Source organism: Burkholderia sp. BE12, from assembly GCF_002959955.1.
In the GTDB taxonomy this organism is placed as follows: Bacteria; Pseudomonadota; Gammaproteobacteria; order Burkholderiales; family Burkholderiaceae; genus Burkholderia.
The window spans coordinates 67,788-92,828 of sequence record NZ_PREY01000006.1; the positions used below are offsets into that span (position 1 = coordinate 67,788).

The following is a 25,041-nucleotide window of genomic DNA, read 5'->3' on the forward strand; positions in this document are numbered from 1 at the left end:
GCGTCCCGCGGCTTACTGCATGACCTGCAGGTATTGCTGGCCGAAGGCCTGCTGGCCGGCTGCCATCTTGCCGAAGTCGACCGACTTCGCCCGCGCGTATTCGCTCGCCGGCAGGAACTTCGCGGCGACGTCGGCGCCGAGCGCCTGCGCGCGCACCGGGCGCAGGTATGCGTTGGCCCACAGCTTCTGGCCTTCGTCCGACAGCACGAAGTCGAGCACCTTCTTGCCGTTCGCGTCGTGCGGCGCGCCCTTCACGAGGCTCATCACGTACGGCACCGCGATCGTGCCTTCCTTCGGAATCACGAACTCGACGTTCGCGTTGTCCTTGTATTTCGCGCGATACGCATCGAAGTCGTAGTCGAGCAGGATCGGAATCTCGCCGGACAGCACGCGTGCATACGCGGTCTGCTTCGGTACGATCGGTGCGTTCGCCTTCAGCTTATGGAACCAGTCGAGCGCCGGCTTGAAGTTGTCGAGGCTGCCGCCGAGCGCCTGGTTGACGGCGACCGCGCCCGCGTAGCCGACGAACGCGCTCGACGGATCGAGATAGCCGACCATGCCCTTGTATTCGGGCTTCAGCAGATCGGCCCACGAACGCGGCACCGGCTTGCCGTCGAGTGCGTCCTTGTTCACGAAGAAGCCGAGCGTGCCCGAGTGAATCGCGAACCAGTAGCCTTGCGGGTCCTTCAGGTTCGCGGGGATGTCGTTCCAGTGCGCGGGCTTGTACGGCGCGATCACGCCCTTGTCCTTCGCCTGGAACGCCGACGACACGCCGAGGTAGACGACGTCGGCGACCGGGCTCTTCTGCTCGGCGATCAACTGCGCGATCGACTGGCCCGAGTTCTTGTTGTCGAACGGCACGCGGATGCCGGTCTTCTGCTTGATCGCCGCGATCTGCGCGGCCCAGTCGGCCCATTCGGGCGGGCAGTTGTAGCAGATCGCCGTTTCGTCGGCGTGGGCCGCGGGGGTGGCGGCGACGAGCGCGGCGCAGGCGAGCGGCGCGGCAAGCGCGCGCAGCAGCGAGGTCAGGCGAAAGGACACGGTGAGTCTCCGGGCGAGTGGGTGTAGCGCTGGGGTGGTGTGGTATCGGTGTGCGTGGCGGCGGCCTGCGATCACGCGTTGCGCAAGTGCAGCTCGACGGCCGGCGCCGCAACCGTCGCGCCGTCGCGCACCGCATGCGGCAGGATCATCGAGGTACGGTCGATCGTCGCGCCGCCGATGGATTCGACGAGACGCTGCCATGCGTGGCGGCCGATATCGCGGTTCGGTGTCGCGACGCTCGCGAGCGGCGGCGCGAGCAGCTCGCCGATCGCGATCCCGTCGAAGCCGAGCACCGACAGGTCGTCGGGAATCGAGAAACCCGCGCGGCGCAGGCCGCGCATCACGACCATCGCGAGCAGGTCGTTGCTGCAGAAGAGGGCGGTCGGACGCGTGGCGTGCGCGGTGAGGTGCGCGAGCACCGCATCGGGCAGCTCGGGCGCGTTGAAGTCGACTTCGACGGGCGGCAGCGGCGCCACGCCGATTTCCTCGAGTGCCTGTGCATAACCGAGATGACGCTGGCGCGCGCGATCCGACGCCGCGAGCGAACCGGCCAGCATCAGCACGCGGCGATGACCGTGCGCGGTCAGCAGCTGCACGCCGTCATAGGCGGCGCGGCGGTTGTCGACCGACACCGATGGACGGCGCTGCGTGTCGTTGTGCATCAGCACGTAATGAGGACCGTCGCGGTCGAGCATGTCGAGCAGCGGATGCGTATCCGCATCGGCGACGGTGAGGATCAGCCCTTCGACGCGCTGCTCGCGCAGCGTTTCGATCGCATGACGCTCGCGCGCCGCGTCGTATTCGGTCGTCATCAGGATCAGCTTGAAACCGGCCGCGGTCGCGAGCGCGTCGATGCCTTGCAGGCAGTCGGCGAACACCGGGTTCGACAGCGTCGGCACGACGACGCCGACGAGCCGCGTGCGCTCGCCGCGCAGTTGCCGGCCGAGCGGGCTCGGGCGGAACTGCAGCGTATCGATTGCGGTGCGGATCGTCTGCAGCGTGGCGGGGCTGACGGTATGCGGCGCGTTGATCGCACGCGAAACGGTGGCGATCGAGAAGCCCGCGAGGGCGGCGACGTCCTTGATGGTCGATGTCATGAAGTCATGCGATGTAAACGTTTTCGGCCGGGGAATTATCGAAAACGTTTGTGACTTCGCGATGACGCACGCGACGCTTGTTTCGCGAAAAGCACGACACAAACGTCAGACGGTTGAGGCTGTCGGACGGCGCGCGGTCGATTGTATCGGGGGAGGGGGCGGCGCGGGACGAAATCGTCGGCCGTGTCGTATCGGTGTCGAATGCGCGGCAGGAAGCGGTGCGATGACGGTCGCTCGGCCCGGCGGAATAGGGGAACGCATGCGCCAAGCAATGGTAGAATCGCGTCCGCCCTCTTGCCGGGGTGATGAAATTGGTAAACATAGCGGACTTAAACGATTGAGTGCCCGGCCGGAAACGGTCGGTGCAGAACCCTTCAAATTCGGCGAAACCCCTGATGTGTGCACATCGAGGCAACGCCGAGCCAAGCCTCGCGGCACCCGCGAGGAAGGTGTAGAGACTAGACGGGGGGCGCCTAAGGCACACGGGCAGCGGTCACGCCCGCGCGCGACGGTGAAGGCATAGTCCAGCGCACGAACGGTTCGCGCACGCGACGCCGGCTTTGAAAGAAGCAGTGTGACGAAAATCCGCCGCCTTAACTGGCTTGCCGGTTCGAGCCCGGTCCCCGGCACCACATATACTCCCAAGCAATCCTATGGTTGGCCAAAAACCCCTGAGAGTCAAGGACTTACGGGGCTTTTTGTTACCAGGGTAGCCCATCGTTTCCCATTGACACCCACGGAATCCGGGGGCATCGTTGGGGGCAGTTTTCCTGATCAGGGGCACCGAAATGCCCCCATGCTCAAATGCCCCTTACCGATGTCGCCGTCCGTGCGGCCAAGCCTCGTGAAAAGTCCTACAAACTGGCCGACGGCCAAGGCATGTACCTGGAGATCATGCCGAACGGGTCGAAGTACTGGCGATTGAAGTATCGCATCGACGGTAAGGAGAAACGGATGGCCCTCGGGGTCTATCCGGCCGTGACGCTGCTGGCTGCACGTAAGGCCCGCGACGACATCAAGGATCAGTTGCGCGGTGGCCTCGATCCGTCACACGAAAAGAAACGTGTAAAGCTGCAGCGGAGTGTCGATCGCGAGAACTCCTTCGAGCCTATCGCTCGCGAGTGGCATGAGCAGCGGAAGGGATCGTGGAGCGAGGGGCACGCCGTACGGATCATGAAGCTGCTGGAACGCGAACTGTTCCCGGTGCTCGGCGCGCGACCGATCGCCGAGATCACGGCGCCGGAGTTGCTTGCAGTGATTCGAAAGATCGAGGCGCGCGATGCGATCGAGCTCGCGCACAAGGCAATCCAGGCAACCAGTCAAATCTTTCGGTACGCGATTGCCACGGGCCGGGCCGAGCGTGACCCTGCGCCGGATCTCCGCGGCGCTCTGAAGACCCGTACTGTCGTGCACATGAAGCGCGTCAGCGAGGCTGAACTGCCTGAACTCATGCGAAAGATCGGTGCGTACGAGGGTGACTACCAGACTCGCTTGGCGCTGCAGTTCATGGCGCTGACGTTCGTCCGTACGAGCGAACTTCGGTTTGCTGAATGGACCGAGATCGACGAGAAGAAGAAGGAATGGCGCATCCCGGGCGAGAAGATGAAGATGCGCACGCCACACATCGTGCCGTTGTCGAAGCAGGCGCTCGACGTGATCGCGAAGCTACGGGAGCTGAACGGCAACGGCCAGTATCTGTTCCAGAATCGTTCGAGCTCCAAGAAGCCGATGAGCGAGAACACGATAATTTTCGCGCTGTACCGGATGGGCTACCACTCACGGATGACAGGGCACGGCTTCCGCGGCCTCGCATCGACTATCCTGAACGAGCACAATTTCAACCGTGACTGGATCGAGCGTCAGCTCGCACACAGCGAGCGCGACGGCGTCCGGGCGGCGTACAACCATGCTGAGTACCTGCCCGAGCGCCGGAAGATGATGCAGTGGTGGGGGGACTTCATCGAGCAAAGGAAGGGCTCGGATGGAAGCTAAATCATCTAATGTGTAACAACGCTTTGTTGAAATCTCAGGCTGAGATATTGTCGTTTCATGCGAGTCATCTCCAACAAAGCCTTGATCGACTTCGCCGCCAAGCATCCGGACGCTGGCGTGCCGCTCCAGATATGGAGGAAGACGATCGAGGCAGGAACATTCGGCAGCTTTGCGGACCTGAAAAAAGCTTTCAATGCGACAGACAAGGTTGGGGCGTTCTACGTGTTTGATATCGGCGGCAATAAGTTCCGGATCATTGCCGCGGTGCACTTTAATGTGCAGACGTTATATGTGCGTCATGTATTCACGCACAAGGAGTACAGCAAATGGAAGCCTTGAATCTTACGCGGAATGACATCGAGGAGCTGGCCGCGCACTTCGAGGCTATCTCTCAAAAGGTGCCGCTTCATCCGATCAACTCGGATATTGAGTACGACTTCGCTGTGCGAGCGTTGAATGCGCTGCTTGACGCAGGCGCAGCTGACGAAGGGCATAGACTCGCGCCACTCGCCGCCACGCTGGGCGACTTTATCAGTGAATATGATGAAGGACATCACCAACTGCCAGATGCCTCTCCCGCTGATGTCCTCAAATACCTGATGCTGGAGAATGATGTCCGACAGGCTGATCTTCCGGAGATTGGGAGTCAGGGAGTTGTTTCGGAAATCCTCAGTGGGAAGCGGGAGTTAAACGTGCGACAGATCGCAGCATTGGGCCGTCGGTTCAATGTGAACCCAGTGGTATTCCTGCCGATCTGATTAATTCGGTCGTCCTAAGTCTGCCGCAGCTATGTTGCGACAGCCGCCTGAACTCGGGCGTAGCACATCAAGCCCCGCCCCGAGTGGGGCTTTTCATTTCTGATCGGGCATGTTCATGAGCGTGCTACGATCCGACGCCGGAAAGAGGAGACGAAAGTGAATGTCGTAGACGTGGCCGCCCTCGTGCAAGCGGTCGGATCGATTGCAGCGATCATTGCTGCCTTCTGGATCGGAGGAGCCCAAGGGCGCCTGGCCGTGCAGATGCGCCAAGCCGACCGAGCGGAGCGGTTCGATGCGATCGGGAAGATTTTAGCCATGACGCATGAGCGTGCGGAATCATTGCAAGCGGTGATTTTGCGGCTTCCAGCTATCAACGGACTGAAGCGTCCGGACATGCATCTAGTTGACCGACTGCGGATCGTAATGTCGGCAATTGATGAGCTATCTATCGACGAAGTCGCGTCGGCCGATGTTGCAGAAGCATTGATCGAGGCCAAGACCGCAAACGTGCGAGTAGACGGTCACTTGCCCAATACTAATGTCAGGAACCCCGGTGCATACTTTGTCACATCCGACGGAGAGATCGCGGCCTACGTTACGGCGATCGATGGAGCCGCAAAGAAGGTTCGGCATGAGGTCCGACGGCTGATGTCTACTTTCCCCAAGTAATAACATCAGTTGCATGCAACGAGCGCCAAAGCATCCGGCTTCACCTTCGCAGTACACAAGTTGAACACAGCGGCGGTGGTGAGCGACAGTGTGTCGATCCCAACGGCCGCCGCATGCGGGTTTTTATGTCTGTTCGTTTCAGGGGCACAGAATGATTGCAACCGAGTTTCTAGAGAAAGCACGGGATCCGATCGCATGGCGCAAACATTCGCATGCACTTCGCCGCTCGGCAATTGCTCTTTGGAACGTGTTCGAAAGAACGGTCATCGACGAGGTCGAAGCCGCGGCCGAATCCAAAACCGAGCCGACCTTTGCTTCTGCACTCGAGGCTCTAGAAACAGCGAAGCTTCTTTATGGACTCGCTCTCGAGACTGCTCTAAAGGCCTGGATTGTCGAACATCATCCAGCCAAAATCGAGGTGCGAGTTGTGATGGATGGGAAAGGCGAGGCCACCGGGGCTGAACTGCGAGCCTTAGGAGTTCCGACGTCAAACGGACACAATTTGCTTGCGCTTGCCGAGGCCGCCGAGCTTTTTGGCGATCGATTTCGTACCGTCATCCGAACCGATGGTGACGTCAGAACCGTCAAGAATATTTGCAGAGACCTTGGAGAGGTCGTCGTTTGGCGGGGGCGGTATCCGGTACCGCTCACGTCGTCTCAGCCGCAACGATTGGATCCGAATGCGCCGGTAAAGGCGTTGGCGCACTACATGCTTGATTGGCTAGATCCAGTCTTGGATGCGCTCCTGATTGATGATCCTGAGATCGGCCGTCAGGGCCATACGAACGACTGACCAAACTATACGACGGTAACAATGAGAAAAATTGCTGCATCGCTTGCAGCCATGTCCGGTGCGGGGCTCGTGCGATGCTGCAGCTTTATCCAGCTGACGATATGCTGGCGGAACCCGCAACAACCCCTGAGACCGTGTAATGCCCATCGACGAAGGCCTGAGCTACGACGAACTCACAGCCAAGACTGAGCAAGTCATAAGCGCGCTGCTCGCGCGCTCTGCTGCCGCAGCGGATCCCGAAGGGGAGCGGAAGCTTCGCGATCTTGCGCACGGCGCGCTCGTCCTGTGGTCGACGCTTGCATATCGGACCGCGCTGAAGATCGGTGAGGCCGATCGATACGTCGTTGACCAGGACCGACTGAATGCGATGTTTCCCGAGGGCACGATGAACATTTGATGGTCTGCATAGGAGACGAGAATGGCACTCACCAATGAGCAGTTGGCGGACCTCTTGATGGGTATCGCAAGGTCCCAGAAAGCAGTTATCGACGCTGTCGCTCACCATCTTGGTCAGCAAGGCGGCCAAGCCTTCCGTATGGGCGCGGTGACTCCGACTCTTCAAGGTGCCACAGGGATTGCCAACAGAGGACAGCCGACGTTGCATGACCTCCCATCAAGAATCTTGTTGCATATCCAAGGCACACCGCAGCCTGGTGCGCCGCGGCTCGAGGAATGGGTGACTCAAGAATTGACGCGAATCTTGGGGTAGCCGATGGGAATCCTCACGAAAGAAGAACTGGTTGAGCTCACTGGCGGCCTGAAGCAGGGCGCCGCACAGATCCGCTGGATCGAGCGCGCCCTCGGCATCAAAGCGCCGCGGCGTATCGACGGGACGCCGATGATCACGTGGGAGCAGATCAACAATGTGCTGCAACCGGCGGCCCGCAGACGAACGGAGCCTAACTGGACAAAGCCACTGTAGTCATCTACGCATGAGGTCGCGAATGAAGATCCGATTGAGCCTTTGGCTCGAACGAGAATTTTTCCCACCGCCAGCGATGCGTACGGCGTCGCGATGGATCAAGCAGGGGAAGATTTATCCGCCGCCGATCAAGGTCGGCAACGCGTACTACGTCGAAGAGAAAGCCATCTACCAGGAAGGAAATCGGCCGTTGAGGTTGGCAGAACGCCTGAGGCTCGAAGAAATCGAAGAGCGGAGCAAGTCCAAGCGAACCAAATGATCATGCCGGCAGTGTCGCCGGCATTACTATCAAGCCATGCTCGCGAAGAGACTGGCGGCCGCTCGTTTCACCAGGTAGCTCTGCAACGTCGTCGCCTCGATGCTTGAAAGGGAAAACTGGATTGTCCCTTCGCGCATCAATACCAAGCTCCCGTCGTTCGTCACGGCGCAGGCGAATCCAGCGGGCCCGGTCTTCGGGATCGGCGTCGTAGCATGGGTTGCCGCTGGGGCCGGTTTCGCGACGCGCGGCTTGCGCTTCGGTTTCGGTCGCTTAGTGTCGAACACACTGGAACGTGCATCGTCCGATTTCGCGATCGGAATGACGTTCTTAGCATCGACGATCTTTTGGCGAATACGTTCTACGGCGTCCGGTGGCACGTCATCCGACAGGTAATGGGCGTTCATCGTCGTGCCATCGCGGACGATGCGTTCGACCAGGACCCGACCGGCTTTGACCGATGGCCAAATTGCCGTCGACGCCTTCGTGGAATTCTCGAGGTTCAACTTCTTGGCAATCTCCGCGGACGTGATGCCCGGCTGAAGCTTGATCAGTTCTACGATCTGCAAGCGACGGCTAATCTGCTCCTTCTTCGACTTCATCATCAAGGCTCCTATGTGGACCTGCGCTCTCGTGACGCAGGGTCAACAGGATATTTTTTGATCGAGACGGCCGTGATGGATTTGAACGACCGGCTCAAGTTTTTCATCAGAAGAATCAATTTGAAGCGACGCGTGTCGAGTGGCGGGTGGTCGCGCGGCGGGGGTGTTTAGTGTTCTGTGCTCGTTCAGTCAAGCGCGCTCAACTGTCGGCGCCAAAGACATAGATGTCTCAAGTGTCGCGATGGAGCAATAGCACTGCTACTATTTTGGACGAGTTGTTAGGTACACCTAAAGAAAAATGGTTGTAGGAGTTGTAGATATGGGGCGATGAAATGGATCACACGGTCGAAATGTGACTTGACGTTCGCAAGCTGTGGAACTACAGTTGTACTGCGCTTGAGACAACAAGCGCCGGGTTTGGCGACCTGGAACGAAGGCGGATGAGACCGCCGCCCTAGGCGGTATTTTTTCGTCCGTTGTATCATTGCGTCCTCCGTTTATGGGCGGGCAGCAGTGGGGAGACCTTCGGGTCTGCCGGTTCCTTCGTTCCGGTTCGCCAACCTCGCTGTATGCCTGCCCACCCCTCCGTTTGGCGACGGACAGGGCAGGTTCCTCAAACGAAGGAGCCATCATGTCAAACGTCCAGTCCCGAGCTGTCTCCCCTTCCACGCCTGATTACACCGATCCGGCGTTTTGCGGCGCGATGATGAGTGACCATTGGGTCACCGGCGATGGCAGCGAATTCGCCAGGGTTCCGGCGAACCTCATTGCCGACGTGTACCGCGCCTCCAACGCGATCAGCACAATCGCTCGGCTGGTTCACAACAGCAGCTGCGAGCCGGGAATGTCAAACACTGAACCTCTCGGGCAAGCCGCTCACTTGGGCCTGCTGAATGCGGCCGAACTCATCGGCCAATACCTGACCGAAGTTGCGGATCGAATGGTGGAAGGCCTGCAACTGGCCAAGCGTGTGAACGACTCCGCGGAGGCGCGCCATGACTGACATTCGTGCGCTGAAGACGCTGCCGGAGACGCTTCCCAACGTCAGCGTGATGACCAGCCTGCTGTCGATCACGGCCGGTCTACCGCTGTTAGATGCCTTGGAAGCATCGTCGTGTCACCTGACGGTTGCGCTCGACGTGCTGAGCGAGACAGCGGCCAACAGCACTGATAACTCGAGCGCGTTGTACGCCGTTCTCACGGCGGTGGGGATAGCCAAAGGGTTGCTCGATTCTGCCGTCGCGGCTATCGAGGTCGACGGCAAAGAGGTGCGTCATGGCTAACCGAAAAGCAGACGCGGCCGGGATCGTCGAGTTCCTCGCAGACCGCTTGCAAGTCAAAAGTCTCGACGAGAGCGACCTGAACTTTCTTTCGTGCGCGACCGAACAAGCGGTCCTGGAGGCCAGGAATCTGAGCGAAGTCGTGTCCGGCATTGGATGCCTTATTTCCGAGGATCAGACTCGCGACGGCCTCAAGTCCGGCGCGCTATGGGGCAATGACGACGTCCCGACGTTGCTGTGGTCTATCGCCAGCCAGATCGGCATCATCGGAAAGTTGGCGTACCTCGGTGGCGAGGTCGACTATGAACTTCGTCGACGTGTCGAGACACGTGTTCTGTCCAAGGAGTCCAGTCATGGCTAATGTCAGAAACGCATCCAGGCCTGCCGGCGGGGCGCAAGTCGTCAATCTGGCGGACTTCCGTAGGAACCCGAAGGCCACTCGCAGACCGTCGGCCGAGGAGACGGTGCGTGACCACTATCGCGTCTTCGGCCTGCTGGCAGATCATATCCTTGCGTGTGCTCAGTTGATTGCAGCGCTTGACGAGCCGGGAGAGCAACATGGCTAAGCGCTACTTGTCTCCGGGGTATCGGGTCGGCGCCGTGACGTTCGTCGCCAAGTTGCGGGAATGGAAAGCAGATCCGGAGCACCATTGGCCGAATCAGACTGCCGCGAAGATCCGTGAAGCCATCACGAGCCTAGACGGCGTCCAGCGGACCGGGTTTGAAGATGCTCTGGCACTATTCTTCCACATCAGCGTGTTCGAGGGAGGGGAGCCAATTATCGATAGCTGGGACCCGATCGCGGAACTGGAGGATCCCGACTACTGGCTGACCGAATGACGTTCTGCGCTGCAGCATGCCGTGCCGAATCGGCACGGCATAATTTACGGGAAGCAGGTTGTTACTTTTCCGCAAGCGACGGGTTACTTGAAATGACGATACCGACTGAATCGGATTTTGTCGATTGTCTCGAAAAAATCGATGCATATCCGTTGGATATGACTGAGTACACCGATGGCAACCCATGTTGCGGATGGGAAGAGGCACGCGTCGGTGGGATACTTCGGGCGGACAACAACTACACGCATTTTAGATTGCGTAATCGTGAGGCATGTGAAGCTCCTCTATCTTTCGTTCATGATGAGCTTGCGAGAAGGAGGAAGGAGATATTCGATGGAGTGGTAATGCAGTGGCTGCTTGCGTCATCGGAATATCATAGAGTTTACTCGAAGCTTTTCCCGAATGGTTTTAGAGTTATATCGGATTCCGAGGTATCTAGTCTACGCGCAGGTTTCATTGAGTGGGCCTTTGAACGGCTTTGTAAAGCTGCGAGTATGGAAAATGGCAGGCATGCCAGTAGCTTGTCGTTGCATTACTTATACGAACGGAAGAGAATCTTTGGATGGCAAAATGATAGCTTTCGTTGGGTAAGAGGCCTCGTTTCCGCGATCAGGGAATATCACTATTCGAAATCGGCTGAGTTGATGCTCGAGATGAAGAAAACTTATAAAGAACGGATAATCAAGGCGATTGAGGGAATAGAAAGTTTGCGATCACTTGCAAGCGATGATGTGGTCATGAGGCTTATGAGTAATTTGTATGATGGTAAAGATTTGTTGTCGCAATTTAAGGGAAGTCAAGGGCGAGTCGAGAGGGTTGAGAAATTAGTTCAGTGCTTGAGTGATATGATCGAAATTGAACCCGATGCTTTGTATCCTATATCACGACTCGATGGTACTGCACGGGCCCGAGTATTTGTTTATAGAATGGCTGAAGTTAACTGGCGTGAGTTCAAATCATACAAGCCGGCCCAGATTGCAGACCTCATGTACATCGAAGGATTCGACGTTCAAATAGAACAGCGGACCATTGAGCGACAGTGTTCCAACTTCAAGTCTATGGGGCGAAAGTACTGGAATCAGATAGAGGGCACCAAAGGCGGAGCAGCGTACATGGACCGTCTACATGAGTGGCGGCGGTTGTTGGATAAAAACTAAGAATAACTGTCGCGTCTGTGGTTCTAGCTTTTCCGGATGCAACCGCCGTTTCGATAAAGGCAGAGAAAACATAGCATTAGCTCACGATAACTTCCCAACGTGAGCGAACGTGAAGAAGACAGCACCGCCAGCCAATTCCGGCATTCCGAACGAGCCGATCCTCCCGCGGGTCGGCCTCTCCAAATGGGCTCAGATCGCGCCCTTTATTCCGATGTGCCGCGAGTCCTGGCGGAAGCTTGGGCTCGCCGGCAAGGCTCCGCAGCCGATCCGGATGAGCCGCACTCACTCCTGCTACAGCAACGCCGAAGTGCACCGGTGGCTGGCCGATCCGCTCGGCTATGCCACGGCGGCTCTGGAACAGCAGGAGGCGGCGTGATGTCACGCGCCCATCCAACTTCCGCCGCCACCCCGCCGTGTATTGATGGCCGGCTCCTGGCCGGGAAGCTTGATATCGGTGTTGCAGACGGGGCAATGCCACCAGCCGATGACGTATTGGGTCGTCGGATGGAGACGCAGAACGGCCTTGCGCCGCTCGGGCCCGTCGAAGCAGGGCTGACAGACGTAGTGCTCCGGCTCCGCCGGGACTGGATTTCCGTCATGGGTGCCAGCTGGCCGAGCATCTGCGCGGTAGGAGAAGCTGCCCGGGACGATTTCGAACAACGCGTAGCGTCCCTTCTCCGCGAGGGCTTCTTTAGCTTCGGCCAATTGCTTTGTGGCCTCGAAGTAATCCTGCTGGAGTGCGAGAAGCTGGGAATTGTGCGTGAAGAGGCTGTTTTGAGCGTCCAGCAGCGAGGCGTTCATCTCGCTGATCTTCGCCGCCATTTGGTTGAAGTCTCGAAGGCCGAGAGCGGCTTTCCCGATTTCCTTGGCGGCGTTGATGGAAGTGACTGCGCCGCTGACGAGCGAAAGATCCATGACAATCCCCCGACTACTGGTCAATTTGGTTGTGGCGATCACGATTCTACTGCCGGTGGCGATTCTCCCCGGAAAAACAGCGGATCGACGTGATGCTGCACACGAACATCGCCGACAAGATCATCAAGGCGTATCCAGAGTTCTTCGAGATCAACGGAATGGATGAAGTGATCGAGCAGGTGGTGGTGAACTTCGCCAGGTTCGCTCGCCGTGCGGTGCTCGGGGCGACACAGTTCGCGCAATATCGCTGTCTGCGACAAGGCCTTAGGCGACTTCTTTTCTGGTAGTGGCGGCCTTTGTGATGGGCTTTGAAGCCCATCCGGCGGTCTTCGCAGTCGATATGGCTGGTGGACGCCAGAAACCGACGGGAAACTGAGTTAGCTTATGTCTGTCGACTGCCAATCGATAGACAAAGAGGGAAGCCCCGCTTGGGGAGAGTTGAGGTAAGCCGAACCCTCCGGCAAACCGAACCGGCTTGGCCGCCGGCAGCTTTCCCCCAGCGGGGTTTTTGTTTTGTCTAATTCGCACTGCTTAGGAAGTGGTGGGAAAGGATGGCAGGTATGAGACGCGTTGAAATTGATCGGTCAGTTGTTGATGACGAGGCGCGAGAACGTCGCATCGCCGAGCTCGGGCGCTTGATCGAAGCGCCTTGTGATTCGGTCACGCGTCGACAGCGTTGGCTCGAGATGCAAGCCGAGATCGCCGCACGGAGTTCTGACCAGATTGCTCGGATGGAGCGTGCGCGAGGGCTGAGCCGATGAGAACGATCCTCAAGCGCGTCTTGCTGCGGGCGTACGGCGCCGGCCTCTTGTCGCTGCAGAACACGCAGCGCGTCTATGACTTCTTTCGTCTGTCGAGGCACTGATGGCCGCCACCGATTACCTGCTCGACCTCGGGCATCCCGTTGCCTACTATCCTGGTCTCGTGAAGCACCTCGGCAGCGTCAACGCCGTCCTGTTCTTCAGTCAGATTTTCTACTGGCAGGACAAGGCCGCGTCCGAACTTGGCGTCTACAAGACCGTCGAGGAAATCGAGGCAGAGACCGGCATGACCTATCGAGAGCAGGTGACTGCCCGGAAGCAACTCGTCGATCGTGGTGTTCTGGTCGAGACGAACAAGCGACTCGAGCATCGCGTCTACTACCGCATTGACCTCGATCGTTTGAACGAGATGTTGGAATCCGCGAACTGCGGAAAGCGCATTTCGGGGGAGGCTGATTCCGCAGTCCGCGGGGCAGCGAAAGCGCAAGTCGTTAATAAGACAAAGACTACTACAGAGACTACATCAAAGAGTACGGCTGACACGTCAGCCAAGCGCGATGACTTCGATGAAAAGTTCGATGAGGCGTGGCGGCAGTATCCGAAACGTGAAGGCTCGAATTCGAAGCAGGCAGCTCAGCGGGCTTGGAACGCTCGGATCCGTGAAGGCATCGATCCGCACGTTTTGGTCGCAGCGGTGGTCGCCTACGCTGCGGCGATGAAGGCTGCAGGGAACATCGGGACGCCGTACGTCAAGCAGGCATCGACGTTCTTCGGTCGTGATCGGCACTTCGAGGAATTCGCTAAAACGCAGCCGGCTGGCAGCGATCTTTTCGCCGGCGGCGATGCCATCCCGTGGTGGAAAGCTGCCGGGTTCGCGTACCAGTGGCAGGCCACGAACGCCGGCTGCAGTGAGCGAACCGCTCATCTCTGGGCCAACGGTGTACGCCAAGGAGCGCCGGCATGAACGCGCGAGAACTGGCCGAGCTGATGGCGCAGAACGCTCCGGCGATCGTCGAGCACTTGCTGCCGAACGGTCGCAAGTCGGGCAAGGAGTGGAAATCCGGCAGCACGGCGGGCGAGAAGGGGCAGAGCCTGTCGGTGTGCCTCAGCGGCGCCAAGCGCGGCGTGTGGAAGGATTTCGCCAGCGGCGAGGCGGGTGATCTGCTCGACCTCTGGTGCGCGTGCCGGTCACTGTCGGTGGCCGATGCGATGCGCGAGGCGAAGCAGTTCCTCGGCGTCCGCGACGACATGCCGAAACGGCCGGCGCCGACGTATCAGCGTCCGGCGCGGCCGAAGGCGACGCGCCCGACGAGTTTGCTGGACGAATGGTTCGGCGGCCGCGGCATCACTGCCGAGACCGTCCAGGCATTCAAGGTCGCCGAGCAGACCAACGGGCCGAAGACGTACATCGTCTTCCCGTACCTCCGCGGCGGCGAGTTGATCAACGCCAAGTACCGGAACATCGCGGACAAGAAGGACATGCGGCAGGAGGCCGGCGCTGAACCGTGCCTGTTCGGCTGGAACCTGATCGACCCGGCCCAGCGAGTCGTTGCGATCGCCGAGGGCGAGATCGACGCCATGACGTTGCACCAGGTCGGCATTCCGGCACTGTCCGTGAACGCCGGCGCCGGCAACCACCAGTGGATCGACAGTGATTGGGAACGGCTCGAGCGCTTCAGCGAGATCCTGCTCTGCTACGACAACGACGAGGCCGGCCGGAAGGGCGCTCAGGAGGTCGCAAACCGCCTCGGCATCGAGCGTTGCCGCGTCGTGTTCTTCGGCGAATCGAAGGATGCCAACGAGTACCTGCTGTCTGGCGCCACGGCGGAGGATTTTCGCCGCTGCTGCGATCAAGCGTCGGGCTTCGATCCGGATGAGCTCAAGTCGATCGAACGCTTCTGGTCGAACGTCAAATCGATGTTCTACCCGGCGCACGAGGACTCGAATTTCCCGTACCTGTCGTTCTGCGGCCGCAACGAATTGTGGTTCGAGTTCCGCCCGGGCGAGGTGACGGTCTGGACGGGCATCAACGGACACGGCAAGTCGCTGCTGCTCGGCCAGGTGCTCATCGGTCTCCTGTGTCAGGGCGAGCGCGCGTGCGTCTTTTCGGGCGAGATGCGGCCGGAGATGCAGGGCAAGCGACTCGCGAAACAACTGGGCGGCCTTGATCGGCCGGCGCCGGAGTATCTCGACCACATGGGCGCCTGGCTGCGCGATCGGATGTGGGTGTTCGATCTCGTCGGAGTTGCGGCGATCGAGCGCCTAGTGACGGTGTTCACGTACGGCTTCAAGCGCTACGGGGTCCGCCATTTCGTAATCGACAGCCTGATGATGACCGACGTCCCGGAAGACGGCCACGGCGCGATGACGGCGCAGAAAGAGGCGATGCGCCTGCTCGCCAACTTCGCGCGCCAGTACAACGTCCACGTGCACCTCGTCGCTCACCCGCGCAAGGGGCAGGACGAAAAGCGCAGCCCCGGGAAGATGGACGTCGGCGGCAGCGGAAAGATCACGGACGCCGCGGACAACGTGTTCTCAGTCTGGTCCGCTCAGAAGGATGAGGACGACGAGAGCGTCGACGTGCCGGACGCGTTCCTGACGCTGCTGAAGGCGCGGAACGGCGAAACGCAGCGCCGGTCGCTCGCGCTGTTCTTCAACCGGGAATGCATGCAGTTCGGGTCGAGCGAGAGCCGGCGTCCATACGTGTATCTGCCGTTTAGCCGCGTTTCCGAGGATTACACCTGCTAGGCAACACCCTGAGATAGGAGACAAATGATGGCGAAGATCGAAGTGACGAATTCAATGATCTCTGAGGCGATGGACATTGGTACGAAGAGCGGTCTCTTTGCGCCTAACCCGCGGCGTGACGACGTGGTCAAGATGATCCAAGGCGTCTTGTCGGTCGTTGGAAATAGAGACGCTGAAAAGTTCAATTGCCGCGTTCGATCCCCGGATGGGAAACAGGACCTTAGAGGACGGATCGTCGGGCCGGCGCCGGAGCGTCGCGGTTTTTTCCGCGTGGAAACCGAAGATGGCCAGCAGCTCTTCCTCAGCGGAAACGAAATCTATCCCTACTCGATTTATAAGCCGAGGTAATCAGGGTGAAACAGATCGAGCGAAACGGATCGGCGCAGCGGCAGATTTGCCTGCTCCTGGCCAGCTATGGCGCTATGACGATCAACGAGATTGCCGAGATGCGGGGCGTCCATCCGCGAGCGACGGCTCGTCAGCTCGATGCATTGGCGGAAGCTCGATTCGTTTCCGCGTCGGGCAACCCCAAGCGCTATACGCGTACCAAGAAGCCGATCCCGGCCATCGTGCCGCTCGCGCCGAAGTCCGCGCGTATCGCCGAGAGCAGGCGGCGCGACGCAGAGCGTGTTTCGATGCCGTTCCGGATTCTGGCACCGACGGAACTCGATCAGGTGATGCTGTCCTGGGTCGGAGTAGAAGCATGATCTCGCTGCGCAACCTGTCCAATCCGGGCCTCGTCGGCCACCGCATCTGCGAGCTGCTCGAGCAGCAGGGCATGCTTACCCAAGCGAGTCTCGGTTTGCAGATCGGCGTGCCCCGGGGGACGATCTCGAAATACCTCACGGCCCTGACTGACGAGGGCTATACGTACATCGCCAATTCCATCTCCTACGCCAAATCGAGCGGGGCGAGAGGTATCAGGCGCGGAGTAATTCTGCTCTACGCTCGGACGAAAAAACCGCTTCCCATGATTTCCGAGGATCGCGACGAGGTCACGCCGGCCGAACTGCACCGGATCATGTGCGGAATCGTCCAGCGAGGGAAACAGCTTTAACGTGGTCGCGTCTCCTTCACTACGGTGATTTGCCCGGCACGTCCGGGCGTCTTTTTCTGGCATGCGCCTCGAATCCTCGATCTGCCCACAATGCAAGCGCCTTTGGCGGCTGAATATCGTCGCCATGCTGCGTGAAGCGAAGGGCAGGAGATGGGTGTGTCGCGTCTGCCAGATCGCCAACGAAGCGGATGCCGCAAATAGGCAGCGCGGGATAGAAGAAACGTCCGACGGGGGCCCATTAGCCCAGGCCCGAACAACTGGTGCCGAGCCAGCTCGATAAACGTGGCTGAATGGCGGACAAGCACCGCCAGGACCGACCGGAATGGCTGAACGCACCAAGGCGCAGCAGGTCGACCAAGCCGGATATACCCGCCTCGGCCTAGCAACGCTTCTAAAAAAGCGGGTGGGAGGTTGCGCCCGTTGCATCGGTCCGGAGCTGAACATGATCGCGTACGCCATCTTCACGTCTGACGGCACACTGCTTGCCACGATCTCGACGTCAAGCCCACCGACGCTCGAGCAGATGGCGGATTACTGCGCGGAAATCAACGGATTCGCCGACCGGGACGAATGGATGTACGAGGCGCGCATTGACAGCATCGCGTACGCGCCTGTCCATTAGCCTTAGCGGCGGTCCGTAAGCCGGCGACCGTGGAGGCAGGCTCTGAGGCAGTCCTCTAGCCGAAGCGGTAGCGCCGCAACGCTATCCGCGCCGATATCGCCAAGCTTGCCGGTTTTGATCCGGTTCGCGTGATACTCGGGAAGGTCGCCGTGATAGTCCCAGAGAACAACCCCGTTCTCCGCATCAAGCTCGATCCAAAAGCGGCAGTCTTTGTCACGGTCGAGTGGAACACCAAGCTTGTCGCGATGAAGCCGGAAAATCACTTCGGCTTGCGCCATGTACGGTTCTTCCGCCTTCTCGGAGTAGACGGCCTCGAACTTGCACTCGACGATTTGCTCCACGAAGCCACGGAATTCGGGCCGCAATTCGCGCATCAAGTCATCGAACGCGACGCGGTTGATCATCGCTCTCCTGTTTCGTGCGGATTCCGAGTGTCGCTGCCTCTGGAACTCCGCTTTCTCACGTTCAGCCTTCTCCTGCAGCAGCTCGCTATACCTTTTCATCTACGCCCCGTGGCCCATGGTCTGTTTGGCGATCGACTACTCGCGATCGTTGTTCGTATGCGCAGCGATTGATCCGTCGCTCATGGCGCGCAGGCATTTAATCACATCCGCTGCGATCGAGAGTCCTCGTAGCTTTCGCAGGTCGATTCCCTCGCGTGCGCGCACGTACGCGCGAGGAAAGGCTCAGCGTGCAGAGAGTGCAGAGAGGGGAAAAGAGACAAATGCAGAGAGAGGGGGCGGAAGAGGGTGTTCTGCGTGCCTCAAAAACACCCGTTTCCTGCCTCACTGTCATTCATTCAATTGCCTTTCTGTCACATTAAATTCCTTTCATGCTGCAGTGCACTCGGCCTGATCGGAGCAGATGTCGACCAACGAAACGGCATAACTCATTGATTTTGTTGAATTGTTGCGATGCATCTAAATTTGACATAATGGACGCTATCAGTCGAAACGGGGTATTATCGCCGCCTAATGAGATCGATTCTCATCTAAATATTACAAAATCCTAACTCTGGGACCACCCAGGGCCCTCCGGACGGGGGTGACGAAATTTCGCAGACCCTCTCTCCAATCCGCACGCGGGAAAAACATTGATGATCCTCCGCGAGGAGGTAAATCATGGCCCTGACCAATGGAGCGTTGCTAAAGGCGATCTCGGACGATCGGGCGCTCGGTTCCGCGATGCTGTTTCCGCATCGGCATCCGCAGGCGTCTCCGGCGTTCCACGTCGAGGTCATGGACCTCTGGCGATGCGCGGACGAATGGGTGCTGATCGAGGCGTTCCGGGAGGGCGCGAAATCGACGCTGTCGGAGGAGCACCTGCTGATCGAGGCGTGCTTCGGCAACTTCGGGTACTGCCTGATCATCGGCGAGACGTACACGAAGGCATGCCAGCGTCTCGAGGCGATCAAGTTCGAGGCGACCCGGAACACAAAGCTGCAGGGACTCTTCGGCCGATTGAAGGAGTCGGGACGGGTCTGGAACGAGCACCAGATGGAGCTTTCGAACGGCGTCCTACTCGAGGCTCACGGCTGGGAAGAGGAGTTCCGCGGCTTCAAGTGGCGCGACATCCGGCCGGATCGGGCGTACCTCGACGACATCGAGAACAAGGAGCGGGTCAAGGACAAGGCGGCGGTCGACGCGTCGATGAGGAAGCTCTACCTCGAACTGATCCCGGCGATGGACAAGGTCAAGGGCAAGATCCGGGTCACCGGCACGCCGCTGGCCGAGGACTGCATGATCACCCGGCTTCGCGAGAACCCGGACTGGACGAGCCGACGGTATCCGATCTGCAACGGCGATATCGACGATCCTGAGACGGTGGCGATGTGGCCGGAGCGCTATCCGATGGACTGGGTCCGCCGGAAGCGCGACGAGATGGAGCGGGCGGGGCAACTCCGAGGCTTCATGCAGGAATACATGCTCATGGCGATCGGCAGTCAGGATAAGCCATTCGAGAGTGAGCAGATTCGGGAGTGCCCAGTGGACCCGGCGCCATGGCTGCCGAAGGTCGTGATCACCGATCCCGCACGGACGACGGACGTGAAGAAGAGCGACCGGACTGGTCGCGTCGTGGTCAGCCGGCTCGGCACGAAAATCTACGTTCACGCATCGTCCGGTGAATTCTGGAAGCCGGACGAGGTCATCGAAGACGCCTTCAAGACCTCCGCTCGCTATGGCGATGCGGCCGTCGCGATCGAGAAGAACTCGCTCGACGAGTGGCTGCTGCAGCCGATGCGGGCGGAGATGCTCCGGCGTGGCGTGACGCTGGCGCTGCGTCCGCTCACCGCGCCGCAGGATCGCGACAAGGTGCAGTTCATCATGGGCATGCAGCCGTTCTTCGAGGCCGGCGACATCGTGCTGGTCGGCGGGCAAGGCCAGCACCCGAAGCTTGTCGCGGAGATCCTGAACTTCCCCAGTGGCAAGCGCGACATCCTCAACGCGCTCGCGTACTTCCAACGCGTGTTCTCGGGTTCCCCGGTGTACGAGGACTTCGGGCAGTGGAACATCGTGTCCGAGTATCAGCCGAGCCAGCAGCATCCCCTTGCCCTGGCGTTCAATTCGAACGGCACGGAGACAACCGCGGCCCTGGTCTGCATCGAGGGTCAGCGAATCGTCGTCGTGGCTGACTGGATCTCGCCAGTACCTCCCAAGGAAGCAGTAGTCGACATCACGCAGCTCGTGCGCGCCGCATTTCCACGCGCACGCGTGACGACATGGCTGCCGGCCGACGTGCTCGATCAGGCCGACCGCATGCCGATCGTGGCCGCACTTCGCGCGGCGAACATGTACCCGATGCGCGGGGCATACGTGAACGTCGCGCGGGGTGCGCTTTCGCCACTCATCCGTACCGAGGCCAAGGCTCGACGTCTGTTCCAAGTGGACCACGAAGGAGCGAAGCACACCCTCAACGCGATGGCCGGGGGCTACAACTATCCCGTCGACCGCGCGGGAAACCGGAATACGCTCCCCGAGACTGGTCCGCACCGTACCCTCATCGAGGGACTTGAAGCGGCCGTGTACGTGATCTGCTCGCAGCAAGCGGACGTCCTGCCGGAAGGCGTGAACATGGGCGTGAACCCGCAAGGTGTGAGCTATCTGACCACTTTGCCGCGGAGATGAACATGGCAGTCGATCGCAAAATCACGCCCAAGGCGCCGTCGCAGCGCCCGTCGGACTTCTACAAGGGCAAGCAGCAGGGCGGCGCGTACGGCAAGGCCGAGAAGGTCGGCGAGCGCATGTCGGGTGGCCCGATGCGCGAAAAGCTGCATAAGCCGGGTCTCTGATCGTGAAGAAGCGCCGCGAATTCCAGGGTACGCGCTCCGAGTCGCGTCCGGTCGGTGACTTCTTTGCCGAGAAGACGTCGAAGAAGCCGAGCGTCGACGATCGACCGAAGCGCACGCCGCGTGATCGCGGCACCGGCACGTCGCTCGAGCGCAAGCTCCGCGGCAAGGTGATCGGCTGATCCCTCCATGGCCCGCCCGAAGAAGCCGAAAAAGCAGGACGACAAGCCCGCGGTCGAAACTCTGGACGCGCGGGCGCTCGACGCTGAGAAGATCGGCGAAGAGATCGAGAACTGGGCCGATCAGCCCGATTCCGACGCCTACACTGAAGCGGCGACGCTGTATCCGAAGATCGCGAAGTGCTACCAGAACAAGCAGGAGCAGATGGACCGCTGCGAGGAGTACTGGTCCATCTACAACGCCCAACCGGACGAGAATCAGCAGTACTCCGGCAACTCCCAGTGCTACATCCCGGCCGTGCGCAACGCCGTCAACGCGCGCGTGAAGCGCACGCTGGCGCAACTTTTCCCCGTGAACCACAAGCATGTCGGCGCGACCGGACCGGACGGCAATATCCCGTTCGCGCAGATCAGCCTGCTCGAGCATTACATTCGCTCGGCCGCAATCAAGGATGTCGTCCGCGCGGACCTGATCGCGGGCGACGTGACGGGGCAATGGAACCTCTACGTCGACTGGTCGCGCACGCAGCGTCGGATCACCGAACTGATCAAGAAGCCGCCGATTCTCGAAGACCATGAACTGGGCGGGGAGGTCGAAGACCTGGCCGCGGACGACGACGACTGGGACTGGGAAAAGGAATCGAAAGACGTCACGACCGAAGGTCCGGACATCGTTCAGTTCGCCACGGAGGACCTGGCCGTCTATCCACCGACCTGCAACGACATCGAGAAGGCCACTGCGACCGCGATCCGGCTGCGCCTGACGATCGATGCGGTGGAACGGTTCGTCGACGAGGGCGTCTTCGTCGGCGTCGAGGCGAAGGAACTGATCGACAACCTCGCAAAGCCGGACGGCGGCCGCGAGAAATATGTTCCGCCGAAGAAGCGCACCGGCGACGCCGGCATCCGCACGGAAGGCACGTTCAAGTACGCGCTGATCTACGAGGTCCACACGAACCTGGATCTCGGCAACGGAAAAGAACCGTGCTTCGTGTACTTCGCCGGGCAGGATGTGATCCTGGGGATCATTCGCAACCCATTCTGGTCGGGCAAACGGCCGATTATCTCGGCTCCGATCGAGCGCATCACGGGCTCGTTCTTCGGGATTTCGAAGATCGAGCCGGTCAAGTTCCTGCAGTGGAACCTGAACGACTACTGGAACATGGGGCAGGATTCGGCGCAATACAGCCTGCTGCCGATCACCATGGTCGACCCGCTGTCGAGCCCGAACTACCAGTCGATGGTGGTGGGCCTCGCCGCGGTGTGGCTGACGGACCCGAACAAGACGAAATTCGCAAACTTCCCGGCCCTCTATAAGGACGCAATGATGCTCTGCCAGGGCATCAAGCAGGAAATCAACGAGTCGATGGACGTCAACGACGCCATGCTCGGGAAGATGCCCGCCGGCCGGAAGAATCAGGCGCAGATGGCCGCGCAGGCGCAGGCGCAAGAATCCAACATCATCGACAACGCGAAGCGGTACGAGGAAGTCATCCTCAATCCGCTGGTTGAATGGATATTCGAGCTCGACCGGCAGTTCCGTACTGAGGAGCTGACCGTCGAAGTGCTCGGCGAGATCGGCGCGCGCGCCAACCTGCAGACCATCCCGCCGCAGGCGTTCGGCGAGCGCTACTTCTTCCGCTGGTGCGGCACGTCATACCAACAGAACCTGCAGCGCATGCAGCAGATGATTTCGTGGATGAACGTCTTGCGCGGTATCCCGCCGCAACAGCTCGACGGCCGGCGCCTGAACATCGGGCCGATCCTTGAGTACGGCACCGAGCAGATCTTCGGGCCCGAGGTCGCGCCGCGCATCCTGATCGACGAGCGGAATCTGTTCCACCTCGATCCGCAGGACGAGAACCTGATGATGCACAACGGTCTGCCGGCCGAGATCCACCAGGCCGATGACGACCGTGCGCACATCGCCGCACACCTGCAGGCCGCGCAGCTCACTGGTGATCCGTCTGGCCTGTTCCGCGCGCACGTGCAGCAACACCAGCAAGCCATGCAGGCCAAGCTCCAGGCGCAACAGGCACCGAAGCCTCCGCAAGGACAGCCGGGCGTGCCCGGTGGCACAGGGCCAGGTGTCGCGGGCACGCCGCGCCCCGGCGCGCAGCCCGGCCAGCCGCGGCCGCAAGGGCCGGCCGGCATGATTCATCCCGATCAAATTGCATCGCCGATGGCGGGGCCGCGATGAAACGCTTCGTGGCCCGGTGCACGCCGTGGGGAACCATCCAGACCGGCATCTTCTTCCGGTCGCTGTCCGCGATCGAGAAGGACGCCGTGATCGCACATGAGCGCGCGCATCTGATCCGGCGCGATCCGTGGCGACGCCTGTGGTGGCTGCTGACGCTGCAGCTGATCTTTCGCCCGGAATGGGTCTTCGCGCGCGTGCGCGAGCAAGAGCTGGCGGCGGATCAGTACGTGAAGGAGCAGGGGCTGGCCGCAGGCATGCGTATGTTCCTGCGACGGCACCCGCATCCGGGCAGCGCGCTGCATCCGAGCTCACAGGAAAGGCTGGAGGCGCTCCATGGCTGACGCATTTTTCATCTCGCCTTATCAGGTCAAGGCGGAAGGCAAGGACGTCCCGCCGAACGAGATCCAGACCGCGATAAATCAGCTCGCAAGTCAGATGACGACTGCGCTGAACGTGCTCGGCAACGGCGCCAGTCCGCAGTTCGCCGCCGCGATGCTCGCCTGGTTCAACAGTCTGCCGACCAATATGACGGGCCTCCCGGTTGGGGCACTTTGGAACGATGGCGGCACTCTCGCACAGGTACAACCATGAAGAAGATTTTCGCTGGTCTGCTCGCGCTGGTTTGCTCGGCCGCGCTCGCGCAGAATTATCCGTCGCCGACATACAACAACGTCACGAGCCAAGGCACTGCGTCTCTCAATAACGCCACCGTCAGTGGCGCGTTTACAGCGACGGGAACTTTCACGGCTACGGGGAAGGTCGGCCTACCGAACCTCGCCGCACAGGCTGCGAATACCATCATCGGCAATGCGACTTCCTCGAGCGCAACGCCGACCGCGATTACAGTCGCTGGGTGCAACGGCGCTGCGCAGGCGCTTCAGTGGACGAACGGGTCGGGATTCCAGTGCAATTCGTCGATCGCGACTTCGGGGGCGAACGCCAATATCACAAGCCTGTCAGGTCTCACCACTGCACTTTCAGTTGCCCAGGGCGGCACGGGGCGGCAGACGCTCACCACACACGGGATTCTGGTTGGCGAAGGAACGGCCGCGATCAACCAGCTCGCGGTCGGGACTACGGGCCAGGTTCTCGTCGGCTCGACGGGTGCCGATCCGGCATTCGGCACGAGCGTTGCAGGCCTGACATTTACAAGTGCGATTACGCCGCAAACGACTGGCGGCATCATCGGCACGACGCTCGCAGACAACGCGAATGCGGGCAGTGTTGGTGAATACAACGTTCACTCGACCCAGAACACGGCACTCACCAGCGGCACAACGACCAATTGCGATTCCGTCTCCTTGGCAGCCGGAGACTGGGACGTAACCGGGATCGTTACGACTAATCCAGCCGGAACCACAACAACGAGTTCGGTCACGGCTGGCGTCAACACAACGTCCGCTACGTTCGGCACGTTGGCCACGGGTGTCAGTAACGCGGGGCAGCTTATCGGTGTCAGCGTCGCGGGAGGAATTGCCGTTAGCGTTGCCGCTCCGGTGACGCGCGTCAATGTATCGACCGGAACGACGGTCTACCTCGTCTGCAACGCGACGTTTGCGACGAGCACCATGCAGGCAAGCGGCGCGATTCGCTATCGGAGAGTTCGATGAGTACGTTCAATTCGGCCGGCGCGACGGTCATCAAAGCGACGTGCCAAGGTCTGTCGGAACCCGGCGGCCTGAACATTGCCGGCCTGCAGATCGGTGATCTAGTGGTCGCGATCATCCCTGGCGGATTCGAGAGTGGCTTCGAAAAAGTCGTGTCGGTCGCAGGCCAATTGCAGCAATCAATGGATCGAGACTGGTCACCGGTCGACTTCACGTTCTACTTGCTTCGGGGAGTTTGACGGGAAGGGAAACTGGAATA

Annotated in this window: 35 protein-coding genes; 30 read left to right on the plus strand and 5 right to left on the minus strand. The window is 60.2% G+C overall.

The annotated features are described in order from the left end of the window. Positions 1 to 12: 12 nt before the first annotated feature. Positions 13 to 1,041, minus strand: coding sequence for an ABC transporter substrate-binding protein (locus C4B30_RS08255; protein WP_027784027.1), 1,029 nt, complete (start codon positions 1,039 to 1,041; stop codon positions 13 to 15). Between the two features lie 71 nt (positions 1,042 to 1,112). Then, the gene (locus C4B30_RS08260; RefSeq protein WP_027784028.1) at positions 1,113 to 2,138 is read right to left on the minus strand and encodes a LacI family DNA-binding transcriptional regulator; all 1,026 of its coding nucleotides are present in this window, start codon (positions 2,136 to 2,138) and stop codon (positions 1,113 to 1,115) included. A gap of 804 nt (positions 2,139 to 2,942) precedes the next feature. On the opposite strand from C4B30_RS08260, the gene C4B30_RS08265 reads away from it, so the two are divergent. From C4B30_RS08265 to C4B30_RS08300, 9 genes are all read left to right on the plus strand, one after another. Beyond that, complete coding sequence (locus C4B30_RS08265) at positions 2,943 to 4,130, plus strand: tyrosine-type recombinase/integrase (RefSeq protein ID WP_105132321.1); 1,188 nt, start codon at positions 2,943 to 2,945, stop codon at positions 4,128 to 4,130. A 57-nt stretch (positions 4,131 to 4,187) separates the two neighbouring features. Then, the gene (locus C4B30_RS08270; protein ID WP_105132322.1) at positions 4,188 to 4,469 is read left to right on the plus strand and encodes a type II toxin-antitoxin system HigB family toxin; all 282 of its coding nucleotides are present in this window, start codon (positions 4,188 to 4,190) and stop codon (positions 4,467 to 4,469) included. Beyond that, the gene (locus tag C4B30_RS08275) at positions 4,457 to 4,888 is read left to right on the plus strand and encodes a helix-turn-helix domain-containing protein (RefSeq protein WP_105132323.1); all 432 of its coding nucleotides are present in this window, start codon (positions 4,457 to 4,459) and stop codon (positions 4,886 to 4,888) included. The genes C4B30_RS08270 and C4B30_RS08275 overlap by 13 nt, the downstream gene beginning before the upstream one ends. A gap of 156 nt (positions 4,889 to 5,044) precedes the next feature. Beyond that, the gene (locus C4B30_RS08280) at positions 5,045 to 5,557 is read left to right on the plus strand and encodes a hypothetical protein (protein WP_105132324.1); all 513 of its coding nucleotides are present in this window, start codon (positions 5,045 to 5,047) and stop codon (positions 5,555 to 5,557) included. A gap of 151 nt (positions 5,558 to 5,708) precedes the next feature. Next, a complete protein-coding gene (locus C4B30_RS35220) occupies positions 5,709 to 6,350 on the plus strand; it encodes a hypothetical protein (RefSeq protein WP_158683408.1) in 642 nt (213 codons plus the stop codon). Between the two features lie 139 nt (positions 6,351 to 6,489). Further along, positions 6,490 to 6,747, plus strand: coding sequence for a hypothetical protein (locus C4B30_RS08285; RefSeq protein ID WP_105132325.1), 258 nt, complete (start codon positions 6,490 to 6,492; stop codon positions 6,745 to 6,747). 21 nt (positions 6,748 to 6,768) lie between these two features. Beyond that, a complete protein-coding gene (locus C4B30_RS08290; protein WP_105132326.1) occupies positions 6,769 to 7,059 on the plus strand; it encodes a hypothetical protein in 291 nt (96 codons plus the stop codon). A 3-nt stretch (positions 7,060 to 7,062) separates the two neighbouring features. Beyond that, positions 7,063 to 7,272, plus strand: coding sequence for a DUF4224 domain-containing protein (locus tag C4B30_RS08295; RefSeq protein WP_105132327.1), 210 nt, complete (start codon positions 7,063 to 7,065; stop codon positions 7,270 to 7,272). Between the two features lie 22 nt (positions 7,273 to 7,294). Beyond that, the gene (locus tag C4B30_RS08300; protein ID WP_105132328.1) at positions 7,295 to 7,531 is read left to right on the plus strand and encodes an excisionase; all 237 of its coding nucleotides are present in this window, start codon (positions 7,295 to 7,297) and stop codon (positions 7,529 to 7,531) included. Positions 7,532 to 7,560: 29 nt separating this feature from the next. On the opposite strand, the gene C4B30_RS08305 is transcribed toward C4B30_RS08300, so the two are convergent. Continuing rightward, the gene (locus C4B30_RS08305; protein ID WP_105132329.1) at positions 7,561 to 8,133 is read right to left on the minus strand and encodes a hypothetical protein; all 573 of its coding nucleotides are present in this window, start codon (positions 8,131 to 8,133) and stop codon (positions 7,561 to 7,563) included. Positions 8,134 to 8,761: 628 nt separating this feature from the next. Between C4B30_RS08305 and C4B30_RS08310 the strand changes: the two genes are divergently transcribed. The 6 genes from C4B30_RS08310 to C4B30_RS35830 all read left to right on the plus strand — a co-directional run bounded on the left by C4B30_RS08310 (position 8,762) and on the right by C4B30_RS35830 (position 11,783). After that, complete coding sequence (locus C4B30_RS08310; RefSeq protein WP_158683410.1) at positions 8,762 to 9,133, plus strand: hypothetical protein; 372 nt, start codon at positions 8,762 to 8,764, stop codon at positions 9,131 to 9,133. After that, on the plus strand, positions 9,126 to 9,413 hold the full coding sequence (locus C4B30_RS08315) for a hypothetical protein (protein ID WP_105132331.1): 288 nt from the start codon (positions 9,126 to 9,128) through the stop codon (positions 9,411 to 9,413). Before C4B30_RS08310 ends, C4B30_RS08315 begins: the two co-directional genes overlap by 8 nt. Then, on the plus strand, positions 9,406 to 9,771 hold the full coding sequence (locus C4B30_RS08320; protein ID WP_234015418.1) for a hypothetical protein: 366 nt from the start codon (positions 9,406 to 9,408) through the stop codon (positions 9,769 to 9,771). The genes C4B30_RS08315 and C4B30_RS08320 overlap by 8 nt, the downstream gene beginning before the upstream one ends. A gap of 197 nt (positions 9,772 to 9,968) precedes the next feature. Then, entirely contained in the window at positions 9,969 to 10,250 is a 282-nt protein-coding gene (locus tag C4B30_RS08325) for a hypothetical protein (RefSeq protein ID WP_158683412.1), read from the plus strand. Next, positions 10,247 to 11,407, plus strand: a complete 1,161-nt coding sequence (locus C4B30_RS35225) for a hypothetical protein (protein ID WP_158683414.1) — start codon at positions 10,247 to 10,249, stop codon at positions 11,405 to 11,407. The genes C4B30_RS08325 and C4B30_RS35225 overlap by 4 nt, the downstream gene beginning before the upstream one ends. A 109-nt stretch (positions 11,408 to 11,516) precedes the next feature. Continuing rightward, positions 11,517 to 11,783, plus strand: a complete 267-nt coding sequence (locus C4B30_RS35830) for a helix-turn-helix transcriptional regulator (protein ID WP_234015419.1) — start codon at positions 11,517 to 11,519, stop codon at positions 11,781 to 11,783. Between the two features lie 2 nt (positions 11,784 to 11,785). On the opposite strand, the gene C4B30_RS08340 is transcribed toward C4B30_RS35830, so the two are convergent. Then, positions 11,786 to 12,322 (minus strand): hypothetical protein, encoded by a 537-nt coding sequence (locus tag C4B30_RS08340; protein WP_105132335.1) that lies wholly within the window; start codon positions 12,320 to 12,322, stop codon positions 11,786 to 11,788. A 92-nt stretch (positions 12,323 to 12,414) separates the two neighbouring features. Here C4B30_RS08340 and C4B30_RS08345 point away from each other — a divergent pair, with 92 nt between their 5' ends. The 7 genes from C4B30_RS08345 to C4B30_RS08375 all read left to right on the plus strand — a co-directional run bounded on the left by C4B30_RS08345 (position 12,415) and on the right by C4B30_RS08375 (position 17,510). Next, positions 12,415 to 12,609 (plus strand): hypothetical protein, encoded by a 195-nt coding sequence (locus C4B30_RS08345; protein WP_105132336.1) that lies wholly within the window; start codon positions 12,415 to 12,417, stop codon positions 12,607 to 12,609. Positions 12,610 to 13,186: 577 nt separating this feature from the next. Beyond that, positions 13,187 to 14,047: a hypothetical protein gene (locus C4B30_RS08350; RefSeq protein ID WP_105132337.1), complete on the plus strand. Its 861-nt coding sequence runs from the start codon at positions 13,187 to 13,189 to the stop codon at positions 14,045 to 14,047. Next, complete coding sequence (locus C4B30_RS08355) at positions 14,044 to 15,831, plus strand: toprim domain-containing protein (protein ID WP_105132338.1); 1,788 nt, start codon at positions 14,044 to 14,046, stop codon at positions 15,829 to 15,831. Before C4B30_RS08350 ends, C4B30_RS08355 begins: the two co-directional genes overlap by 4 nt. 27 nt (positions 15,832 to 15,858) lie before the next feature. Further along, entirely contained in the window at positions 15,859 to 16,179 is a 321-nt protein-coding gene (locus C4B30_RS08360) for a hypothetical protein (protein ID WP_158683416.1), read from the plus strand. A gap of 5 nt (positions 16,180 to 16,184) precedes the next feature. Continuing rightward, positions 16,185 to 16,538 (plus strand): hypothetical protein, encoded by a 354-nt coding sequence (locus C4B30_RS08365; protein WP_158683418.1) that lies wholly within the window; start codon positions 16,185 to 16,187, stop codon positions 16,536 to 16,538. Next, the gene (locus tag C4B30_RS08370) at positions 16,535 to 16,888 is read left to right on the plus strand and encodes a hypothetical protein (protein ID WP_105132341.1); all 354 of its coding nucleotides are present in this window, start codon (positions 16,535 to 16,537) and stop codon (positions 16,886 to 16,888) included. The genes C4B30_RS08365 and C4B30_RS08370 overlap by 4 nt, the downstream gene beginning before the upstream one ends. Positions 16,889 to 17,210: 322 nt before the next feature. After that, on the plus strand, positions 17,211 to 17,510 hold the full coding sequence (locus C4B30_RS08375) for a hypothetical protein (protein WP_105132342.1): 300 nt from the start codon (positions 17,211 to 17,213) through the stop codon (positions 17,508 to 17,510). A gap of 2 nt (positions 17,511 to 17,512) precedes the next feature. On the opposite strand, the gene C4B30_RS08380 is transcribed toward C4B30_RS08375, so the two are convergent. Further along, positions 17,513 to 17,914, minus strand: a complete 402-nt coding sequence (locus tag C4B30_RS08380; RefSeq protein WP_158683420.1) for a hypothetical protein — start codon at positions 17,912 to 17,914, stop codon at positions 17,513 to 17,515. A 717-nt stretch (positions 17,915 to 18,631) separates the two neighbouring features. Here C4B30_RS08380 and C4B30_RS08385 point away from each other — a divergent pair. Genes C4B30_RS08385 through C4B30_RS08410 form a run of 8 tightly spaced genes read left to right on the plus strand, consistent with a single transcriptional unit; the run spans position 18,632 to position 25,021 of the window. Then, a complete protein-coding gene (locus tag C4B30_RS08385; protein ID WP_158683422.1) occupies positions 18,632 to 20,635 on the plus strand; it encodes a hypothetical protein in 2,004 nt (667 codons plus the stop codon). A 2-nt stretch (positions 20,636 to 20,637) separates the two neighbouring features. Further along, entirely contained in the window at positions 20,638 to 20,799 is a 162-nt protein-coding gene (locus tag C4B30_RS35230) for a hypothetical protein (protein ID WP_158683424.1), read from the plus strand. Between the two features lie 2 nt (positions 20,800 to 20,801). Next, positions 20,802 to 20,978, plus strand: coding sequence for a hypothetical protein (locus C4B30_RS35235; RefSeq protein ID WP_158683426.1), 177 nt, complete (start codon positions 20,802 to 20,804; stop codon positions 20,976 to 20,978). Positions 20,979 to 20,985: 7 nt separating this feature from the next. Next, positions 20,986 to 23,175 carry a hypothetical protein gene (locus tag C4B30_RS08390; protein ID WP_105132345.1) on the plus strand — a complete coding sequence of 730 codons (2,190 nt, stop codon included), beginning with the start codon at positions 20,986 to 20,988 and terminating at the stop codon, positions 23,173 to 23,175. Continuing rightward, positions 23,172 to 23,516, plus strand: a complete 345-nt coding sequence (locus tag C4B30_RS08395) for a M48 family metalloprotease (protein WP_105132346.1) — start codon at positions 23,172 to 23,174, stop codon at positions 23,514 to 23,516. The genes C4B30_RS08390 and C4B30_RS08395 overlap by 4 nt, the downstream gene beginning before the upstream one ends. Beyond that, positions 23,509 to 23,766, plus strand: coding sequence for a hypothetical protein (locus tag C4B30_RS08400; RefSeq protein WP_105132347.1), 258 nt, complete (start codon positions 23,509 to 23,511; stop codon positions 23,764 to 23,766). The genes C4B30_RS08395 and C4B30_RS08400 overlap by 8 nt, the downstream gene beginning before the upstream one ends. After that, the gene (locus C4B30_RS08405) at positions 23,763 to 24,785 is read left to right on the plus strand and encodes a hypothetical protein (RefSeq protein WP_105132348.1); all 1,023 of its coding nucleotides are present in this window, start codon (positions 23,763 to 23,765) and stop codon (positions 24,783 to 24,785) included. The genes C4B30_RS08400 and C4B30_RS08405 overlap by 4 nt, the downstream gene beginning before the upstream one ends. Beyond that, entirely contained in the window at positions 24,782 to 25,021 is a 240-nt protein-coding gene (locus C4B30_RS08410) for a hypothetical protein (protein ID WP_105132349.1), read from the plus strand. Before C4B30_RS08405 ends, C4B30_RS08410 begins: the two co-directional genes overlap by 4 nt. The last annotated feature ends 20 nt before the right edge of the window (positions 25,022 to 25,041 follow it).

What these genes read in the sequence shown, in the direction of transcription:
- C4B30_RS08395 (WP_105132346.1), top strand. Translation starts at nt 23,172, where the DNA reads ATGAAACGCTTCGTGGCCCGGTGCACGCCGTGGGGAACCATCCAGACC.
- C4B30_RS08260 (WP_027784028.1), bottom strand. Translation starts at nt 2,138, where the DNA reads ATGACATCGACCATCAAGGACGTCGCCGCCCTCGCGGGCTTCTCGATC.
- C4B30_RS08400 (WP_105132347.1), top strand. Translation starts at nt 23,509, where the DNA reads ATGGCTGACGCATTTTTCATCTCGCCTTATCAGGTCAAGGCGGAAGGC.
- C4B30_RS08370 (WP_105132341.1), top strand. Translation starts at nt 16,535, where the DNA reads ATGATCTCGCTGCGCAACCTGTCCAATCCGGGCCTCGTCGGCCACCGC.
- C4B30_RS08405 (WP_105132348.1), top strand. Translation starts at nt 23,763, where the DNA reads ATGAAGAAGATTTTCGCTGGTCTGCTCGCGCTGGTTTGCTCGGCCGCG.
- C4B30_RS08270 (WP_105132322.1), top strand. Translation starts at nt 4,188, where the DNA reads ATGCGAGTCATCTCCAACAAAGCCTTGATCGACTTCGCCGCCAAGCAT.
- C4B30_RS08390 (WP_105132345.1), top strand. Translation starts at nt 20,986, where the DNA reads ATGGCCCGCCCGAAGAAGCCGAAAAAGCAGGACGACAAGCCCGCGGTC.
- C4B30_RS08345 (WP_105132336.1), top strand. Translation starts at nt 12,415, where the DNA reads ATGCTGCACACGAACATCGCCGACAAGATCATCAAGGCGTATCCAGAG.
- C4B30_RS08300 (WP_105132328.1), top strand. Translation starts at nt 7,295, where the DNA reads ATGAAGATCCGATTGAGCCTTTGGCTCGAACGAGAATTTTTCCCACCG.
- C4B30_RS08325 (WP_158683412.1), top strand. Translation starts at nt 9,969, where the DNA reads ATGGCTAAGCGCTACTTGTCTCCGGGGTATCGGGTCGGCGCCGTGACG.
- C4B30_RS08385 (WP_158683422.1), top strand. Translation starts at nt 18,632, where the DNA reads ATGGCCCTGACCAATGGAGCGTTGCTAAAGGCGATCTCGGACGATCGG.
- C4B30_RS08285 (WP_105132325.1), top strand. Translation starts at nt 6,490, where the DNA reads ATGCCCATCGACGAAGGCCTGAGCTACGACGAACTCACAGCCAAGACT.
- C4B30_RS08295 (WP_105132327.1), top strand. Translation starts at nt 7,063, where the DNA reads ATGGGAATCCTCACGAAAGAAGAACTGGTTGAGCTCACTGGCGGCCTG.
- C4B30_RS08310 (WP_158683410.1), top strand. Translation starts at nt 8,762, where the DNA reads ATGTCAAACGTCCAGTCCCGAGCTGTCTCCCCTTCCACGCCTGATTAC.
- C4B30_RS08290 (WP_105132326.1), top strand. Translation starts at nt 6,769, where the DNA reads ATGGCACTCACCAATGAGCAGTTGGCGGACCTCTTGATGGGTATCGCA.
- C4B30_RS08355 (WP_105132338.1), top strand. Translation starts at nt 14,044, where the DNA reads ATGAACGCGCGAGAACTGGCCGAGCTGATGGCGCAGAACGCTCCGGCG.
- C4B30_RS08340 (WP_105132335.1), bottom strand. Translation starts at nt 12,322, where the DNA reads ATGGATCTTTCGCTCGTCAGCGGCGCAGTCACTTCCATCAACGCCGCC.
- C4B30_RS35230 (WP_158683424.1), top strand. Translation starts at nt 20,638, where the DNA reads ATGGCAGTCGATCGCAAAATCACGCCCAAGGCGCCGTCGCAGCGCCCG.
- C4B30_RS08410 (WP_105132349.1), top strand. Translation starts at nt 24,782, where the DNA reads ATGAGTACGTTCAATTCGGCCGGCGCGACGGTCATCAAAGCGACGTGC.
- C4B30_RS35220 (WP_158683408.1), top strand. Translation starts at nt 5,709, where the DNA reads ATGATTGCAACCGAGTTTCTAGAGAAAGCACGGGATCCGATCGCATGG.
- C4B30_RS35225 (WP_158683414.1), top strand. Translation starts at nt 10,247, where the DNA reads ATGACGTTCTGCGCTGCAGCATGCCGTGCCGAATCGGCACGGCATAAT.
- C4B30_RS08315 (WP_105132331.1), top strand. Translation starts at nt 9,126, where the DNA reads ATGACTGACATTCGTGCGCTGAAGACGCTGCCGGAGACGCTTCCCAAC.
- C4B30_RS08305 (WP_105132329.1), bottom strand. Translation starts at nt 8,133, where the DNA reads ATGATGAAGTCGAAGAAGGAGCAGATTAGCCGTCGCTTGCAGATCGTA.
- C4B30_RS08320 (WP_234015418.1), top strand. Translation starts at nt 9,406, where the DNA reads ATGGCTAACCGAAAAGCAGACGCGGCCGGGATCGTCGAGTTCCTCGCA.
- C4B30_RS08275 (WP_105132323.1), top strand. Translation starts at nt 4,457, where the DNA reads ATGGAAGCCTTGAATCTTACGCGGAATGACATCGAGGAGCTGGCCGCG.
- C4B30_RS08380 (WP_158683420.1), bottom strand. Translation starts at nt 17,914, where the DNA reads ATGATCAACCGCGTCGCGTTCGATGACTTGATGCGCGAATTGCGGCCC.
- C4B30_RS08350 (WP_105132337.1), top strand. Translation starts at nt 13,187, where the DNA reads ATGGCCGCCACCGATTACCTGCTCGACCTCGGGCATCCCGTTGCCTAC.
- C4B30_RS08375 (WP_105132342.1), top strand. Translation starts at nt 17,211, where the DNA reads ATGGCTGAACGCACCAAGGCGCAGCAGGTCGACCAAGCCGGATATACC.
- C4B30_RS08360 (WP_158683416.1), top strand. Translation starts at nt 15,859, where the DNA reads ATGGCGAAGATCGAAGTGACGAATTCAATGATCTCTGAGGCGATGGAC.
- C4B30_RS08265 (WP_105132321.1), top strand. Translation starts at nt 2,943, where the DNA reads ATGCCCCTTACCGATGTCGCCGTCCGTGCGGCCAAGCCTCGTGAAAAG.